Origin of the sequence: Haloferax marinum, from assembly GCF_009674625.1 — an archaeon.
GTDB lineage: Archaea > Halobacteriota > Halobacteria > Halobacteriales > Haloferacaceae > Haloferax > Haloferax marinum.
Genome location: NZ_WKJQ01000001.1, coordinates 1,391,158 through 1,407,443, shown reverse-complemented (window position 1 = coordinate 1,407,443; position 16,286 = coordinate 1,391,158). Strand labels below are relative to the sequence as shown.

16 protein-coding genes and 1 tRNA gene are annotated in these 16,286 nt (G+C 61.6%); 5 read left to right on the top strand and 12 right to left on the bottom strand.

What is annotated here, in order from left to right:
- Positions 1-73: 73 nt before the first annotated feature.
- The 10 genes from thsB to citZ form a co-directional block, all read right to left on the bottom strand.
- On the bottom strand, positions 74-1,717 hold the full coding sequence (gene thsB / locus GJR99_RS07175; protein WP_151113908.1) for a thermosome subunit beta: 1,644 nt from the start codon (positions 1,715-1,717) through the stop codon (positions 74-76).
- A 215-nt stretch (positions 1,718-1,932) separates the two neighbouring features.
- Positions 1,933-2,325, bottom strand: coding sequence for a DUF7383 domain-containing protein (locus GJR99_RS07170; protein WP_151110666.1), 393 nt, complete (start codon positions 2,323-2,325; stop codon positions 1,933-1,935).
- A gap of 67 nt (positions 2,326-2,392) precedes the next feature.
- On the bottom strand, positions 2,393-2,563 hold the full coding sequence (locus tag GJR99_RS17415; protein ID WP_191967087.1) for a hypothetical protein: 171 nt from the start codon (positions 2,561-2,563) through the stop codon (positions 2,393-2,395).
- A 281-nt stretch (positions 2,564-2,844) separates the two neighbouring features.
- Positions 2,845-4,608 (bottom strand): hypothetical protein, encoded by a 1,764-nt coding sequence (locus GJR99_RS07165; protein WP_151110664.1) that lies wholly within the window; start codon positions 4,606-4,608, stop codon positions 2,845-2,847.
- Complete coding sequence (locus GJR99_RS07160) at positions 4,605-5,798, bottom strand: hypothetical protein (protein WP_151110662.1); 1,194 nt, start codon at positions 5,796-5,798, stop codon at positions 4,605-4,607. Before GJR99_RS07160 ends, GJR99_RS07165 begins: the two co-directional genes overlap by 4 nt.
- A gap of 311 nt (positions 5,799-6,109) precedes the next feature.
- Positions 6,110-6,190: transfer RNA gene (locus tag GJR99_RS07155), tRNA-Ser, on the bottom strand.
- Between the two features lie 33 nt (positions 6,191-6,223).
- Entirely contained in the window at positions 6,224-6,430 is a 207-nt protein-coding gene (locus tag GJR99_RS07150) for a hypothetical protein (RefSeq protein ID WP_151110660.1), read from the bottom strand.
- Entirely contained in the window at positions 6,427-6,813 is a 387-nt protein-coding gene (locus tag GJR99_RS07145; RefSeq protein WP_151110658.1) for a RidA family protein, read from the bottom strand. The genes GJR99_RS07150 and GJR99_RS07145 overlap by 4 nt, the downstream gene beginning before the upstream one ends.
- Positions 6,814-6,879: 66 nt before the next feature.
- Positions 6,880-8,091 (bottom strand): threonine ammonia-lyase, encoded by a 1,212-nt coding sequence (gene ilvA, locus GJR99_RS07140; protein WP_151110656.1) that lies wholly within the window; start codon positions 8,089-8,091, stop codon positions 6,880-6,882.
- A gap of 438 nt (positions 8,092-8,529) precedes the next feature.
- Positions 8,530-9,669, bottom strand: a complete 1,140-nt coding sequence (gene citZ / locus GJR99_RS07135; RefSeq protein WP_151110655.1) for a citrate synthase — start codon at positions 9,667-9,669, stop codon at positions 8,530-8,532.
- A 296-nt stretch (positions 9,670-9,965) separates the two neighbouring features.
- On the opposite strand from citZ, the gene GJR99_RS07130 reads away from it, so the two are divergent.
- On the top strand, positions 9,966-11,174 hold the full coding sequence (locus tag GJR99_RS07130) for a potassium channel family protein (RefSeq protein ID WP_151110653.1): 1,209 nt from the start codon (positions 9,966-9,968) through the stop codon (positions 11,172-11,174).
- A gap of 87 nt (positions 11,175-11,261) precedes the next feature.
- Positions 11,262-13,055 carry a hypothetical protein gene (locus tag GJR99_RS07125; RefSeq protein WP_151110651.1) on the top strand — a complete coding sequence of 598 codons (1,794 nt, stop codon included), beginning with the start codon at positions 11,262-11,264 and terminating at the stop codon, positions 13,053-13,055.
- Positions 13,056-13,114: 59 nt separating this feature from the next.
- Here GJR99_RS07125 and GJR99_RS07120 read toward each other — a convergent pair whose 3' ends face one another.
- Positions 13,115-13,405 (bottom strand): DUF7536 family protein, encoded by a 291-nt coding sequence (locus GJR99_RS07120; RefSeq protein WP_151110649.1) that lies wholly within the window; start codon positions 13,403-13,405, stop codon positions 13,115-13,117.
- A 126-nt stretch (positions 13,406-13,531) separates the two neighbouring features.
- On the opposite strand from GJR99_RS07120, the gene GJR99_RS07115 reads away from it, so the two are divergent.
- Together GJR99_RS07115 and GJR99_RS07110 are read left to right on the top strand one after the other, a co-directional pair.
- On the top strand, positions 13,532-14,488 hold the full coding sequence (locus tag GJR99_RS07115; RefSeq protein ID WP_151110647.1) for a succinylglutamate desuccinylase/aspartoacylase family protein: 957 nt from the start codon (positions 13,532-13,534) through the stop codon (positions 14,486-14,488).
- Positions 14,489-14,494: 6 nt separating this feature from the next.
- A complete protein-coding gene (locus tag GJR99_RS07110) occupies positions 14,495-15,601 on the top strand; it encodes a pyridoxal-phosphate dependent enzyme (RefSeq protein WP_151110645.1) in 1,107 nt (368 codons plus the stop codon).
- Positions 15,602-15,643: 42 nt separating this feature from the next.
- On the opposite strand, the gene GJR99_RS07105 is transcribed toward GJR99_RS07110, so the two are convergent.
- Positions 15,644-15,919, bottom strand: a complete 276-nt coding sequence (locus tag GJR99_RS07105; protein WP_151110643.1) for a YgaP family membrane protein — start codon at positions 15,917-15,919, stop codon at positions 15,644-15,646.
- A 140-nt stretch (positions 15,920-16,059) separates the two neighbouring features.
- Here GJR99_RS07105 and GJR99_RS07100 point away from each other — a divergent pair, with 140 nt between their 5' ends.
- Positions 16,060-16,266, top strand: coding sequence for a hypothetical protein (locus tag GJR99_RS07100; RefSeq protein WP_151110641.1), 207 nt, complete (start codon positions 16,060-16,062; stop codon positions 16,264-16,266).
- Positions 16,267-16,286: the final 20 nt, after the last annotated feature.

Genomic DNA, 16,286 nt, shown 5'->3' with positions numbered 1-16,286 from the left:
TCGAAAAATAATCGGTCTGTCGTGCGGTGCGGAAGTCGGTGTGGGTGTGGATGTGTGGGGCGTAAGCCTACCTTTACATCGCGCCGCCCATACCGCCCATACCGCCCATGCCACCCATGCCGCCGGGTGCGCCGCCCTCTTCGTCGTCGTTGCCACCGGTCGAGAGGTCACCAGCAGCGATGATGTCGTCTATCTTGAGGACGAGGTTCGCGGCTTCGGAGGCGGAGGAGATGGCCTGCTCTTTGGCGTGGGCCGTCTCGACGACGCCTGCTTCGAATGCGTCTTCGACGTCGCCGGTGAAGACGTTCAGGCCAGCGCGGACCTGTCCGTCTTCGTGGGCCGCACGAAGGTCGACGAGCGTGTCGATGGAGTCGAGACCAGCGTTCTCGGCGAGGACGCGCGGGACGAGTTCGAGCGCGTCGGCGAACGCTTCGACTGCGAGTTGCTCGCGACCGGAGACGGAGTCTGCGTAGTCGCGGAGGCGCGAGGCGAGTTCGACTTCGATGGCACCGCCACCTGCGAGGACGCGGCCGTCGGCGACCGTCGAAGCGACGACGTCGAGAGCGTCCTGGACACCGCGCTCGAGTTCGTCGACGACGTGGTCGGTCGAACCGCGGAGGAGGAGCGTGACACCGTGGACGTCTTCGCCGATACCTTCGACGTAGAACAGGTCGTCGGCGTCGTCACGGCGGATGGACGCACGGCCGAGGTCGGCGGCCTCGATGGAGTCGAGGTCCGAGACGATGGACGCGCCCGTGATGTTCTTGAGGAACTTGACGTCGGACTTCTTGGTCCGGCGGACGGCGAGGATGCCCTTCTTCGCGAGGAAGTGCTGGGCGAGGTCGTCGATACCCTTCTGGCAGAAGACCACGTCGGCACCGGAGTCGACGATTTGGTCGACCTTCGCTTTCAGCTGTGCCTCTTCCTGGTCGAGGAACTTCTGAAGCTGGTCGGGGCTCTCGATGGAGACGTTCGTGTCGATGTCGGTCTCTTCGACTTCGACCGGCTCGTTGAGGAGGAGCACGTCGGCCTCGTCGAACTCGACCGGCATGTCGTCGTGGACGGGGTCCTTGTCGATGACAGCGCCAGTGAGGAGTTCAGACTCGGACGCGGAGCGACCGGTCTGCGTCTCGATGGAGATGTTTTCGAGGTCGACGACGTAGGAACCGTCGTCGGCTTCGACGGTGACCTGCTTGACGGCACGGACGATGAGGTCCGCGAGGAGCTCCTTGTTGAGTTCGGAGCTCTTGCCGGTCATCGAGGTCTCGGCGACCTTCTTCAGCAGGTCCTCGTCGTCGGGTTCGACGCGCTCTGCGATGTCGTCGACTTCCTCGCGTGCCTTCTCGGAAGCGAGGTTGAAGCCACGGATGATTGCCGTCGGGTGGATGTCCTGTTCGAGGAGGTCCTCGGCGTTCTTCAGGAGTTCACCCGCGATAGCGACTGCCGTCGTCGTGCCGTCGCCTGCTTCGTCTTCCTGCGTCTCGGCGACTTCGACGATCATCTCGGCCGTCGGGTTGTCGATGTCCATCTCTTTGAGGATGGTGACACCGTCGTTCGTGATGGTGACGTCACCCATCGAATCGACGAGCATCTTGTCCATCCCTTTCGGACCGAGTGTCGAGCGTACTGCCTCTGCGACCGCTCGTGCGGCGCGGATGTTGTACGCCTGCGCGTCACGGTCTTTGACGCGCTGGGAGTCTTCACCGAGAATGATCATCGGCTGACCCTGCTGCATTCGCTGGCTCATAGTCATCGCCTGATTGTTTGTGATTCTATATAAATGCTACGCCGCGAGCTCGCGGAGTGATAGATGAGTGCGTGACGAAATACCCGCGTAATTAGGCGACTGGGTGGGCTTAGACCCGCAATTCGGCGATTGTGTGGCACGACATCACATGACACAATATCCGTGAATTTCTCCTGGTTTATATACTATTTTTCGACGGGTTCCTTCCAGTGGACGGTTATCGTCCCGACGGCGAAGGCGTCGTCGGTGGACTCGTCGCGGGTGAGTTGGATGGTGTTCGTCCCTTCGACGAGTTCTGCGCCGGCGACTGTATCGACCCAGTACTGCCAGCCATCACTCGGTGGGATGTCGAAACCGGAGAGCGCGTCGCCGTTTATGTGAATCTCGTGGCCGTACTCCCCGACGTCGAACGCTTGAATGCCGAGGTAGGCTTCCTGCGCGTCGTCGGTCGGGACGTCGAACTCGAAGACGTCGGTCTCGTCACCGACGTCGTCGGCCCAGTCGAGGTCCAGTGTCTCGTCCGGTGGGTGGAGGTGCGCCCCGATGAACACAGTTGCGTAGTTCGCACGATGTGGCACGCTCGGAGGCTACGTGAGCGTCGATAAAAAATCCGCGTGGCCAGTCGAACGAGACTGGCGTGTCGCGTCAGGATTCGTCCGGAAGTTCCTCGGCGATGAACTCACCCTCGGTGTCGTCGAGTTCGGGCTCGTCGTCTTCGCCGTCTAACACCGACAATTCTCGTTCATACAGCCGTTCGGTAAGCTGGGTCCGCTTGTTGAGGCCCTTCTTCTCACGGCCGGTTTTGGTGTCAGGCATTGTCAAACGTGGTATTGCTTCGCACAGTGATGAATGTTTTGGACGCTATACTGATACGGGACGCCTCGAAGGCGTCTCGCCGACCCATGTTGAAACAGATGGCAGTTGGCTTATCTGCAGGTGAACGTAGCACTGCAGTGGAAAAAGACACCCGCGTGGGTTCTCGTTTTTCGGGAATCGCGACGGTGGTTACGTGGGTGTGGTGCGTCTTTGGTGGGCTTGAGGGTGGTCGGCGGGCCGGGTCTGTCTCCCAGGGTACGAGAGAGTTCGGAACTCCCACCTCATCCGTCCGACATCGAATCTTCGTCGGACGCCTCTTCGAAGTCGTGCATCTTCCCCTCGGCGACGAGAACGCCAAACAAAGCCAAACCGGCGGCCACACCAACGAACGGTTCGAAGTACTCGCCGACGCTAAAGCCGAAGCTTCCACTAAAGGTACACACTATTAGGGTCCGTTTCCACGGTGGGAACTCGTAGAGCCGGTCGAGTAGATTGTTGCCGTGGAACACTAGAATCGTGAGAACGAATATGAACGCGGTCCCACCGAGTTCGGTGAACTTGTCCTGGCTGAAATCGAGGACAGTCAGGAACAGAACGGCGAGTGGAACGACCAGCTCTAACAGAAATCCAGCCGACGGTTCTGGCTGGCGTTTCCACGTCGAAACCATCGACCAGCCGACGACGACGACACCGAGCGTCCAAACGATGAGAAACCCAAAGTCGTTGCTGGCGACGGGGAGTGAGATAAACGATTCACCCCAGGTGAATCGGTGTTCCAACCACGCCCAGACGGGAATGGTGAGTGGCAAGAAGTACCCGCGTGGCCGACTGACCGGGGGATGACGAGCCCGCGCGGTGAACTTCTGGCTAAACTGTGACTCTCCCCCTTCGTATAGCATCGAGGGAAGCCGCCGAGCGGTGTGGTACCAATACCAGAGGCCGTAACACACGACCAAGAAGGGCGTCACGGTCAGTCCGACCCAGACCACGAAGTCGCCTGTTTTCTCTCCCGCGTAGCCAGCAGCCTCGAGGGTGTGCAGTCTGAAGACGTCGCGGTATGCTGCGAGAAGCGTGTCGGGGGCAAACGCGTCGATGGGGGTGTGAAAGGAAGACCCCAAAAGCAGTGGAATCACAGAGAGGAGGACTCCGAAAAAGAGGAGACCGAACGCCCCCCAGGCCTTCGGATTCGTCGCAGTCTGAATCTGTCGATAGAATCCTGTGTCGACTGCGGTCGCCGATTTCAACCCCGCACCGAGTCGCGATTCTGGCGCGGGCGTTCGCTCACTCTGTAACACCCAGGTCCCGACGATACCTACGAAGGCGACACTCTCTAAGACGGGATAATACAGGTTGAGCGCGCCCGCGAAGGCACCGAAGAACGTGGCAGGAAACGTGTATGCCGTAGCTCCTGCGATGGGGACGAACAGTGAGACCAACTGATTCATTCGTGTATCGTTCTGATAGGGTTCGAACCCCTCACGAGTCGCTTCTCTCGGGTTCTCATCACCTGAGAGGAACACCAGTGGCCGGGTGAAGTAATTGTCCGGATTCTCCAGGGAGCGAGATTCGACCGACTGCAACGTGAGAAGCACGACGGGAATCCCCGCGAAGGCGACAGCACTCAGTGTCCACGACGGTACTCCAGTGAGGCCGAATGGGAGTCCGTTGTACGCCGTCGAAAGGAACAACGCGTACGCGACTACTGCGGTCACGAACGCGTGCCCCGAAAGCACCGCCTGGACGCGCAGGTGGTCCCGCACCGGTGCAGCGAACACATCCAGATAGATGCGCGGGAGATACGAAGCGATGAGTATCGCCAATAGGAGGACGCTCAACCCGAAGGAAATCCCCGAACTCGGTAGCGCCGACTGTATCTCAGCGAGTCCTCTCGCGAGAACTCCCAGAATTGGCACGGACGTAAAGGTCGGGAGCGAATTCCAGGTCACAGCGGTCACAGTCACGGTTCCGAGCAATCGGTTCGAGGTGAACCCCGACCAGAATCGTCGTGCCCACCGAAGGACGCCAGTGAAGCGAGCGGCGCTCATCTTCCCCCCTCGGGAGACAGCACTCGAATCGAGTACGAACCGTCGGTTCCTGAGCCAACTACCAGCTTGCCGTCTGGGAGTAGTGTGGCTGACTCGACCGGTTCTTCTACCCAGTAGCCACGCGCCTGCGAGCCTGACCCATCGGTCGAGAGGATGAACTCTCGGTCGGACTTCTCATCACGTGAAACCCTCCCGAACACCAGGCACTGCTGTGCTGTTGATACGACGCGTCTGACAGAAACTGAACCCTCCAACTGGCCGATGGTCTTCCACCATCGAATCTTCCCGTCGTCGTCGAGGCGGGCCAGAAACCCTGTATCCGGTCCGTCTTGTTGCCGCACGTCGCCGACGACGAGCATATCTCCAGAGCCGTCGTGCGGAGAGGCGACGTCCCAGAACATGTCTGCTGCGTAAATCTGTCGCCAATCGGTGGCACCATCCGTTATCGAGACGATGCCTGCTCGATTAGCGGTGCCGTCGCTCCCATCGAGGTTTCCGACGAGATGCACCCGAGACGGACCGGCAACGAGCGCACCGGTAATTATCAGAACGGAAGCATCGTAGGTTCGCCGCCATCGTTTTTGCCCTCTCGCATCGAGCCCGACGAGCCAGACCGAATCCCACCAATCGTTGGACGAGATGAGTCCACCAGCGACTAGTGCCTCACGTGGCTTGCCCCCATTTCGCGATGGGACTGCCTCGAGCTCGAATACTCCGACTTGACCACGACGAGGTGCAACAGTGTCGTTCGCTTTGACCGTTCCGTTCGAACCGACAGTAACGAACTGGGCAGCAGTGTGATCGTTCAAAATACCACCGACGAGGACGCCTTCGGCGGTCTGTGTTGCGGTGAACAGTCTGCCCCTGTCCAACGTCTGGGAGGACTCCACGGTACCATCGGTGCCGACGATGGCGACCCAGCCGTGGGGTTCGTCTTCGACAGTGCGTGTTCCGGCTATCAGTAACCGCCCGTCTTCGAACGGTGTGATGGCGTTTGGCTCTCCGGGCATGCGTTGGCGGGACTGTTCGGTCCACCGGCCAGCAGAGAATGGCTTCCACGAGGGGTCCAACGGCCGTGAGTGCTCGGGACCCGTCGCGTGCTGGGACCGGACTCTCGACGTCGTGAGCGCGGTGACCCCACCAGCCGCTACGAGTCCACCGAACCGGAGTACCTCACGACGAGACGGCATCTCTTGACTTGTATGAATTTCGTCAGGTCTTGAATCTATGGGGTAGCAGAGATGGCGTCTCCGCCGAACCCCACAACGCTCTGCGTTGCTCGCTAGTTCATTCCCTCTTTGTTAGCGTCCTCCCGACCAAGCCGCCCGCAGCGCGACGAGACGCGCTGCTATGAGAGTTGAGTTCGGAAGAAGCGCCAGGAGAGGGATTTGAACCTCAGTCACTTCGCTCCTTGGTTCAAATCCCTCTCGAAGACGCTTCACGAAAACGGCTGTCCGCGATGCGCCGAGACGCATCGCTCGGAGCGTAGTTTTCAGAGAAGCGCCAGGAGAGGGATTTGAACCCCCGATCCCAGAGGGAACACGCTTTCCAGGCGTGCGCCTTACCGCTCGGCCATCCTGGCTGGCTTACAACGCAACGTTTCCGCCTGATTAATTTAAGCCCTTCCTTTCCGTTCGAGTCGCGGTTCGATGACGTATGTCACAGACGCGACGACGATGCCGGAGACCACAGCGACTGCTGCGACCGCTCCGACCGACGCCTCGATACCGAGTCCGAGCAGGGTCGCACTCTGTGCGAGGACGCCCACGAGGAGGAGACTCACCGCCCCCCACGCGAGGGCAGAGCGAACGCGGCGGTTCACTCCTCGTCGACGACGGCGACGGCCTCGATTTCGACACCGACACCCTTCGGGAGGTTCGCCACTTCGACGGCCGACCGGGCCGGCGGCTCGTCGTCGAAGTACGTCGCGTACGTCTCGTTCATCTCCTCGAAGTCACCGATATCGCCGAGGAAGACGGTCGTCTTCAGCACGTCGCCGGCGTCGGCACCCGCTTCCTCGAGGATGGCGAGCAGGTTGTCGAGGGCTTGCTCGGTCTGCGTGGCGATGTCTTCGTCGTCGAGGAGTTCGCCGTCCGGCGTCAGCGGAATCTGGCCGGCGGTGTAGAGGAGCGACCCGTTCGTCGTTGCCTGACTGTACGCACCGACTGCGGCCGGTGCTTCGTCCGTGTTGATGACTCGCTTCATATCCGGCAGGATTCGCCACGGCGTGATAAAATAGATGGGAACGAGAGGCTAAGGAAAACAGGAGGCTCAGTCGAGAACTTCGACCTCGTACCCCTCGCCGCGGAGCGCCGCGAGGAGCGAATCGACGTGGTCGGGGCCACGCATCTCGAGGTCGATTTCGACTTCCGTCGCGTTCAGGGCGATCTTCCGCGAGGTTCGGTCGTGCCGGACGGCGTAGATGTTGGCCTTCTTCTCGGCGATAATCCCGATGAGGTGTTCGAGCGACCCTGGGCGGTCTTTGAGTTCGGTCCGAATCTTGAGATAGCGCCCCGTCTCGACGAGTCCACGCATCACCACGGTGGTCAGCGTGTTCATGTCGATGTTCCCACCGCAGAGCGCCGGGACGATGACCTCGTCCGCTTCGTAGTCGAACTTCTCGAAGACGAGCGCGGCCAGTGCGACTGCCCCTGCGCCTTCGACGAGCGTCTTCGAGCGTTCGAGGAGGTAGGTGAGCGCGACTGCAATCTCTTCGTCGGAGACGGTGACGATTTCGTCGACGTGTTCTTGGATGACTTCGAACGTCTTGTCTCCGATTCGACGGACTGCGATACCGTCTGCGATGGTGTCTACCTCGTCGATTTCCTGTACTGCGCCCTTGTTGAGCGAGTCGGCGGCGCTGGACGCCTGGGCGGCTTGGACGCCGATGACGCGAACCTCTGGGTACTGTTCTTTGATGGCCGTGGCGATGCCGGAGATGAGACCACCACCACCGATGGGGACGATGACGGTATCCAGGTCGGGGCAGTCCTCTGCGATTTCGAGGCCAATCGTCCCCTGCCCGGCCATGACGTACTCGTCGTCGAAGGCGTGGACGTAGGTCCGGCCTTCCTCGCGTTCGATTTCGTGTGCTTTCGCCTGTGCTTCGTCGTAGTCGGCACCGTAGAGGACGACGTCGCCACCGTACCGTTCTGTCGCTTTCACCTTCGTGATGGGTGCGTACTCCGGCATCACGATTTTCGAATCGACGCCTGCGCGCGTGGCAGCGAGCGCGACACCCTGTGCGTGGTTGCCGGCGCTCGCGGTCACCACACCTGCGCGCTGTTCTTCGTCGGAGAGCGTGGCGATTCGGTTCATCGCACCCCGGATTTTGAACGACCCGGTCCGCTGGAAGTTCTCCAGTTTCAGGTGGACCTCGGCACCCGTCATGTCGGAGAAGGTGTGCGAGTACTCCAGCGGTGTCCGTCGGGCAACCGCTTCGACGCGCTCGCGTGCGTCTTGGACGTCGGAAAGAGAGAGCATGCTCACGAATCGCCGCCTTTCGTGTTTAATCGTTCGGGATAGTTCCCTTCGACTACGTGTTGCCGACCCACACGGTGACCGAACGGGGCGCTGTCGCTCGGCGTGTGGAAGTGGGGGAAAGGGGGAATGCACGCGTGTGACGTGCAAGTTCTTTTCTGGCCCCTAGGTATATAAACGTCCCCCACCCACGGCGAAAGTATAATCGACAGACTGCGGCGACTTCATTTCGGCGTATGACGCTCGTCATTCAGGTGTCGTGCCCCTGTCGATATACTAACGTGATTGCTGGGGGTTCGTCTCTGAGGCCGTGTTCGAGACGGTGGGGACGGCCGAACCGTCGGCCGAGAGCGACGACGGTTCAGACGTCTCTGTTCTGTGAGTCGGTCCGCGGCGTGCCAGCCTCGGACTGAAAAAAGAACCCGTGCCCTGTCGCCGTCGTTATCGGTCGTCGAGCGCCGGGATGTCGAGGTCTTTGTCCCCGACGTACCGTGCGCGCGGCCGGATGAGACGGTTGTCGTCGTACTGTTCGAGGACGTGCGCAATCCATCCGCCGACGCGAGAGACGGCGAAGATGGGGGTGTAGAGGTCGATGGGGATTCCCATCTGGTAGTACGTCGACGCAGAGTAGAAGTCCACGTTTGGCGCGAGACCTTTCTCCTCACCGATGTACTCCTCGATTGCGACGGACATCTCGTACCACTTCATGTCGCCTGCGGCCTCTCCGAGCGCCTCGGACTCCTCACCGAGAATCTTCGCGCGGGGGTCTTTGACGTTGTAGACGCGGTGACCGAATCCGGCGACGCGTTCGCCGCGTTCGAGGGCGTCTTTCACCCACTGGGTCGGGTCCATGTCACTGTCGTCGACGTCTTTGAGCATCCGCATGACGTTCGCGTTCGCGCCGCCGTGCAGCGACCCCGAGAGCGTGCCAACTGCCGAGGTGACTGCACTGTACATGTCCGAGAGCGTGGACGCAGTGACCATCGCGGAGAAGGTCGAAGCGTTCAGGCCGTGGTCTGCGTGCAGCACGAGGGCCATGTCGAACGTATCGGCGAGAACCTCGTTCGGTTCCTCGCCGTTGAGCATGTAGAGGAAGTTCGCAGCGTGACTCAGGTCGTCGCTCGGAGCGACGTAGTCTTCGCCACGGCGGAAGCGCGCGTAGGCGGCGAGCACCGACGGCATCTTCGCCGTGATGCGCTTTGCCTTCTCGAGGTTGACCTCGCGGTCGGTCACGTCCTCGAAGTCTGCGTTTTCGTCGTACGCCGACAGCGCCGAGACGAGCGTGCGGAGCGCCGCCATCGGCGACTCGTCCTGTTCGGCAAGTTCCCGTGCCACGTCGAGTGTGCCGTCGTCGAGGTCGCGGTGCGCCGCCAGTTCTGTGGAGAAGTCGTCGAGTTCCTCGCGATTCGGAAGTTTCCCGTGCCAGAGGAGATACAGCACTTCCTCGTAACTCGTATCGCGTGCGAGGTCTGCGATGTCGTAGCCTCGATAGATGAGTTGTCCCGCATCGCCGTCGATGAAGCTAAGCTCCGACTCGGTGACCAGCACACCTTCCAGCCCCCGCTTCAGTTCGCCTGACATACCCAGAAGGTTGCTTACCATATCAAAAAAGCGTTATCGTTTCCATGCATATGTTATCGACCGGCATACACATATCACTGCAACGCAGTACGCCGATTTCACTCGAGCGGCTCGACAAAACTGACTCTCGACAGTTGTCGATATTATCTCCCCATTATATGAGGGGTGATTCTGTGTGTCACGTGACACGATGGCTCGCCGAGGTTCATATGCAATGACGACGTAGGGGTACACGAGAAACGGTGGCACCGATATTCCTGGCAAGTCTTTTCCCGTCACGTCGTGAAGGCGGGCGCATGAATCCGGAGGACGTGGAGTACGAACCTGTGAGCGTGAAGGCCGTGCTCGCAGAGATGAAAGATACTGCAGAGTTACTCATCGACCTCTCGTACTCGTCTGTCCTCCACGCGAACGAAGACCTCGCGGCCGAGGTCTTAGCCCTCGAAGAGCGGATGGACATCCTGCAACTGCAAGCGCGCATGAGTCTGATGATGGCCGCGCGCAGTCCCGAAGACGCCGAGGAACTCGCCCCCGTCCTCGGTGTCGTCGGGGCCGCAGAGAAGATTTCTGACGCCGCGGGCGACATCGCGAAAGTCGTCATCGAGGACATCGGCCTCCCGGACGCGATTCGTGCGGCACTTCCCGAAGCAGTCGAGACCACGATTCGGTGTGAACTCACCGCCACGTCTCCGTACGCCGGTCAGTCACTCGGTGACATCAACATGGAGACCGAAACCGGCGTGCGTGTCGTCGCCCTCACCCGCGCCGGGCAGTGGGTGACCAACCCAGACCACGACACGACGCTCCGCCCTGGCGACGTCCTCCTCCTCCGCGGCCGTGACGAGGGACTCCGGACGGTCCACGAGGCCGCGACTGGTATCCGATACGACCCGCCTGAGGTCGAAGAACCGACTATCGAGGACCTCGAACGCGCCGTCGACTCCATCGTCCTGATGAAGGATATGAGCGAACTCGCGGTGGACCTCGCCTACGGTGCCGTGTTGTTCGACAGCGAGGGTGTCGCAGAAGAAGTCGAAGAGCTCGAAGCCGAGGTCGACGCTCTGAAGTCGCGGTTCGAGGCGTGGACGCTCCGCGCGGCGAGTGGCGTCGAAGACCCTGTCTCCCTCCGTGGACTCGTCCAACTAGCCGGCGCGACGGAGACGATAAGCGACGCAGCGCTCGAAATCGCCGAGGGCGTCCTCCGCGGTATCGACGCGCACCCCGTCGTCGCCGCCGCCGTCAAAGAGTCCGACGAAGTCATCATCCGCTTGCGCGTCGCGCCCGGAAGCACACTCGCGAACTCGACGCTCGGTGACCGTCGCGTCAAGACCGAGACGGGGATGCGTGTCATCGCAGTTCGCCGCGCCGGTGGCCACGAGTGGGTCGTCTCGCCCGGCCCGAGGACGCGACTCAACGACAACGACCTCATCATCGCCAAGGGGACGCGTGCCGGGGCCGAACGGCTCGGCGAACTCGTCGGCGACGAACGCGAGTTCGACGAGTAACTCGGGACGCGGCGGCAACGGGCGGACGCGACAGCACGGCGACCTGATAATCGAAGTATCTTTCTAGGGAGCCGAATCTGTTCAGGTGTGAAACTCACGGACGCTGGCCTCTCCCGCCGCGAGCTTTTAGCCGGGATGGGGACCGCAACTCTCGGGATTCTTGCAGGTTGTCAAGGACAGGGACCCACGTTCGACGGTCACTCGACGACCGACGATGGACCGGACGCTCGGTACGATATCTCGCCGGACGGTGAGAATCGGTTGAGCCTCTCGAATTCGGGTGACGACGAACTGAAGCCAGTGGACAAGTTCCGCGTGGCCATCTTCAACGCGGGCAGTGCCGACGGGACGTACCCGCTAAGTACGGTGACCGACGACGAGACGTTCGACGTCGGCGATTCGTACACACTCGGCCAGGAGACGCTCGGGTTGGACGAACCACTCGACTACGCAGATGCAGTCATCTACCTCGACTTCGACTCCGACATCGGTTGGAGGTCCGTCACCGGTGTGAAGTTTGGTTCCGCAATGACGGCCGACGACCCAGCAGACGAACTCGGCGGTGACGTCAGATTCGACATCTCGCCCTCGAACGATGGACAGTTGGTTGTCACGTACGAACGAGGGACAGAGAGCTTCCCGTTGTCGAAGCTCAGAGTAGTGCTGTTCGACGCTGGCGATGCCGACGGAACGTACCCACTCGCTGGGGTGACGGACGAGGAGTCGTTCGACGTCGGTGACTCGTACACACTCGGCCAGGAGACGCTCGGGGTCGAGGACCTGTTGACGTACGACGACGCAGTGATTCGCCTCGAGGCCAAAGGCAGGTGGCGGTGGGAGTTCGTCACGGCTATCCAGTTCGGCTCCGGTAACGGCGCTCCCGAACAAACCGAGGGATTCGGCCGTGACGTCGTGTTCGACGTGCCCCCGGCCGGGCCCCACCAGTTAACTGTCGAGTACAAAAAAGGAGAAGAGAGTCTACCGGTGTCGAAGTTCCGTGTGAAAATATCGAACGCAGGCGGTGCGGATGGGACGTACCCCCTCGGTGACCTGACCGACGACGAGTCGTTCGACGTCGGAGACTTGTACCCGCTCGACCAGGAGACACTCGGGTTGGACGAACCGTTGACTTACGACGGCGCGACGATTCGCCTCGAATTCGAATTCGAGTCTGGCTGGAAACGCGTCACGACCGTGGAATTCGGTGGTGAACCCACCGAAGGCTTCGGCCGTGACGTCGTGTTCGTGGCGGTTCCAGCGGCCCAGAACCAGTTGGACGTCGTCTACGACGAGGGAACAGAGAGCCTGCCGGTGTCGAAGTTCCGCGTGAGAATAACCGACGCAGGCAGTGCGGACGGGACCTACCGACTCGACGACGTCACCGACGACGAGACGTTCGACGTGGGTGATTCGTACCCCCTCACCGAGGAGACGCTCGGGTTGGACGAACCCCTCGACTACCAGCAGTCGACGGTCGATATCGAGTACCAGTTCGAGAGCGGGTGGAAACTCGTCTCCAAGAATCGTTTCAGCGGGCAGTCGGGTGACGAGTCGGAATCGACCAGACCACGCCGGGAGTTCGACATTCCACCGGTCGGCCCCAACCGACTGGCCGTGGAGTACAACTCGGGAGACTCGAGTGTGCCTGTGTCGGCGCTTAGAGTGACCATCTCCAACGCAGGCGGTGCGGACGGGACGTACCCACTCGGTGACCTGACTGACGACGAGTCGTTCGACGTCGGGGATTCGTACCCGCTGGACCAGGGGACGCTCGGGTTAGACGAACCGTTCGATTACCAAGATGCGGAAATCCTCCTCGAACAGAAATCCGAGTCGGGTTGGCGACTCGTCGGCGGTGTCCGCTTCGGCGACTCGATGTGAGCTCCCGAGAGGGCGCGAATCAGGTTTCGAGCGCGTGACGCAGGCCGCTCGAATCTCTCTCAGAGCGTTTTACTCAGCCGATACGCCGACACGACTGTCAACACCGTCGCCACGAGGAGCGCCGTCGCAGACGCGAGGACGAACGCGAGGATGAGAAACCATCCTTCCGGTCCGAGTATCGGATACTCACGCGTGCCCGCGAACGGGCCGAACAGCTCGAGGACACGGAAGAGGTAGGCACCGACGGCGAGGCCGAAGCCGACGACGGCACCGATGGCAGCGTTTCGTGGCACGTCCAGCGCCTCGATGAGCCCTGCAGCAGGTGGGCGTTCGGGAACGTCGTCTGTCACGATTCGAAGTTACGACCCTGGGACCAAAGCGCCACCGCTTTCGACGGATGAACACCTCCCGTCGAATTCTGTGGCGATACTCGCCGGACCGAACCCCTAAAGGGAGGTGGCTCCGAGTTTTTCGATATGATTACCTTGGGAACGGCAAGCGCGGCCCCCGGGGAGATGGACGTGGGCCGCCTGGAGGTAGGTGAGTCCCGTGACGGTGGAACTGTCGGCCTGCCCGTTGCCGTCATCAACGGCGCGTCTGCGGGGAAGACGCTCTACATGCAGGCCGCCTCAGACGGTGACGAACTCAACGGCGTCGGCGTCATCCAGCGGGTCGTCCCGCAACTCGACCCGGCCGAGATTTCCGGGTCGATTCTCGTCGTCGGCATCGTCAACTACCACGCGTTTCAGGTCGCACAGCACCGCAACCCCATCGACGACACCAAGATGAACCGCGCGTACCCCGGCGACGAACGCGGGACCTCGTCGGAGCGTATCGCGGCGGCGACGTTCGAGGCTGCCCGCAGCGCCGACCTCATCTTGGACTTGCATCAGGGGTCGACCAGTCGGATGATAAACGAGGTTCGCGTCCGCTGTGGCCGTCACCACCGGATGCACGCCAAGTGTCTCCGTCTCGCGAAGACGTTCGGATGCGGGTACGTTCTCGACCAGAAAGGCCCGGACGGCCAACTCGCCCGCGCCGGCCCGGACGCTGGCGTTCCGACTATCGACCCGGAACTCGGCGGCTGTGTCGGGTGGGACGAAGTGAGCATCCAGAAAGGCGTTCAGGGCGTCTTCAACGTCCTCCGCGGATACGGCTTCCTCGACGGCGACGTGGAACTCCAAGCGCAGACTCGCGCACGTGGATTCGACCAGTACGGGTCACCCGTCGGTGGACTCGTCCGATTCAAGCGCGACCTCGGTGAGGAAGTCTCCGCTGGCGACGTGCTCTTCGAAGTGACGGACGTGTTCGGCAAACTCAAAGCCCGCATCACCGCCGACCACGCCGGTATCTTCTGGCGCGCCCGTCGACTCCCGCAAGTCGCCAGCGGTGAGTACGTCTGCTCGGTCGGCATCGACATCGACACGTACTGACCGACGATGACCTCGACCACTAACCTCCCGTCCCATCTTCGCCTCGCCTGCGACACCTGTGGCTCTTCGTTCGACGAGTGGCGCTGGCGGTGTTCCTGCGGTGCACCACTCGACTTTGCGACCGAGTTCGTCCCTGTGGAATCGTCGCCCGCCGACGCCGCACTCGACTACCGTCGCGGCCTCTGGACGTTCGACGAGTTCCTCCCGACTGGCCCACACGCCACGCTCGGCGAGGGCATGACGCCACTCGTCGATGCCTCCGAGTGGGACGCCTCGTTCAAACTGGAGTACGTCTTCCCGACCGGGTCGTTCAAAGACCGTGGCGCGACGACGACGCTCTCCGTGGCGAGCGAACTCGGCGTGGACCGCGTCGTCGAAGACTCCTCTGGAAACGCGGGGGCCGCAATCGCGACCTACGCCGCTCGCGCCGGCATCGACGCCGAAATCTACGTCCCGGCGTCGGTCAAGCCCTCGAAACTCCGTGCTATCGAACGCGCCGGCGCGAAACCGGTCCGCGTCGAAGGCGACAGACAAGCCGTCACCGACGCCTGCGTCGAAGCAGTCGAGGCCAACGACGCGTGGTACGCGAGTCACGCGTGGAATCCTGCGTTCTTCGCGGGCACGGCAACGTTCGCCTACGAAGTCGCCGCACAGCGTGACTGGGACGTCCCCGACGCCGTCGTCACGCCACTCGGACACGGGACGCTCTTCCTCGGTGCGTACCGAGGGTTCAACGCCCTCTACGAAGCAGGGTGGATAGACCGCATCCCGCGTCTGTACGGCGCACAGGCCGCTGGTTACGCCCCGATTGCAGAGGCTCGCCATTACACCGCCGCCGACGAGACGAACGACGTCGCCGACGGCATCCAGATTCTCTCCCCCGTCCGCGAGTCGGAGATTCACGAAGCACTCGACGAGACAGGTGGCGACGCCATCGCGCTCTCTGCCGACGCGGTGGAAGACGAACTCGACAGACTCCACCGTCACGGCTTCTACACCGAACCGACCTGCGCCGTCGCACCCGCCGCGCTCCGTGAACTCCGCCTGATGGGTGCAATCGGTGACGACGAAGACGTCGTCGTGCCACTCACTGGGAGCGGACTCAAGAGCTGAACTCGCCACCTGCGGATTCGACGCGCGAATTCCAAGAAAGAGTTACTGTGGCCGGGCTTTTCCTGCGGTCTCTGCTTCAGTCTTCGTCGTGGGTTTGTACGTGTTGACGCCGAGTGCTCTGTTGAGCGGGCACTTCTGCGTCACTGCCGTCGTCGTCAGCACTGCGCCGACGAGGAGTGCGCCCCCCGCGACGACGAGTCCGAGCGTCCCTGTTGCAATCGTCAGGATTCCAGCGAGTGCTGCAGCACCGACGATGATGAGTACCGGACCGAAGACGGCCCGAGCGATGCGGTCGTATCCGCCGACGTTCTTCTCCATGGTTGATTCACCGTGTGACGATAGGTGTCACACAGCCATATTCGATGCAGGCGGTTCTCGCCGTGAAGGAACCGTGACTATCTGTCTCGCATACCTGTTTATCCATCAACATATTTGCCGCCTCGGTCGAACAGTACAGTATGTTCCGCGTCTCCTACGTCCTCCCCGGCGAAGACGAGCCACTCGGTCGGTTTCTCACGCTCACGCTGGTCATCTACCTCGTCGCAAGTGGGTTCGAACCGGCGGGACTCTTGCTCGGGTCGGCGTTCGCCGCACTCGCAGTGTGGTCGCTCGTGGTCTCGATAAAAGGCCTCTGGGTCGGCTACCTCGAAGGGAGAACTCGATAGTCGCCGCCATGCGCACTCGT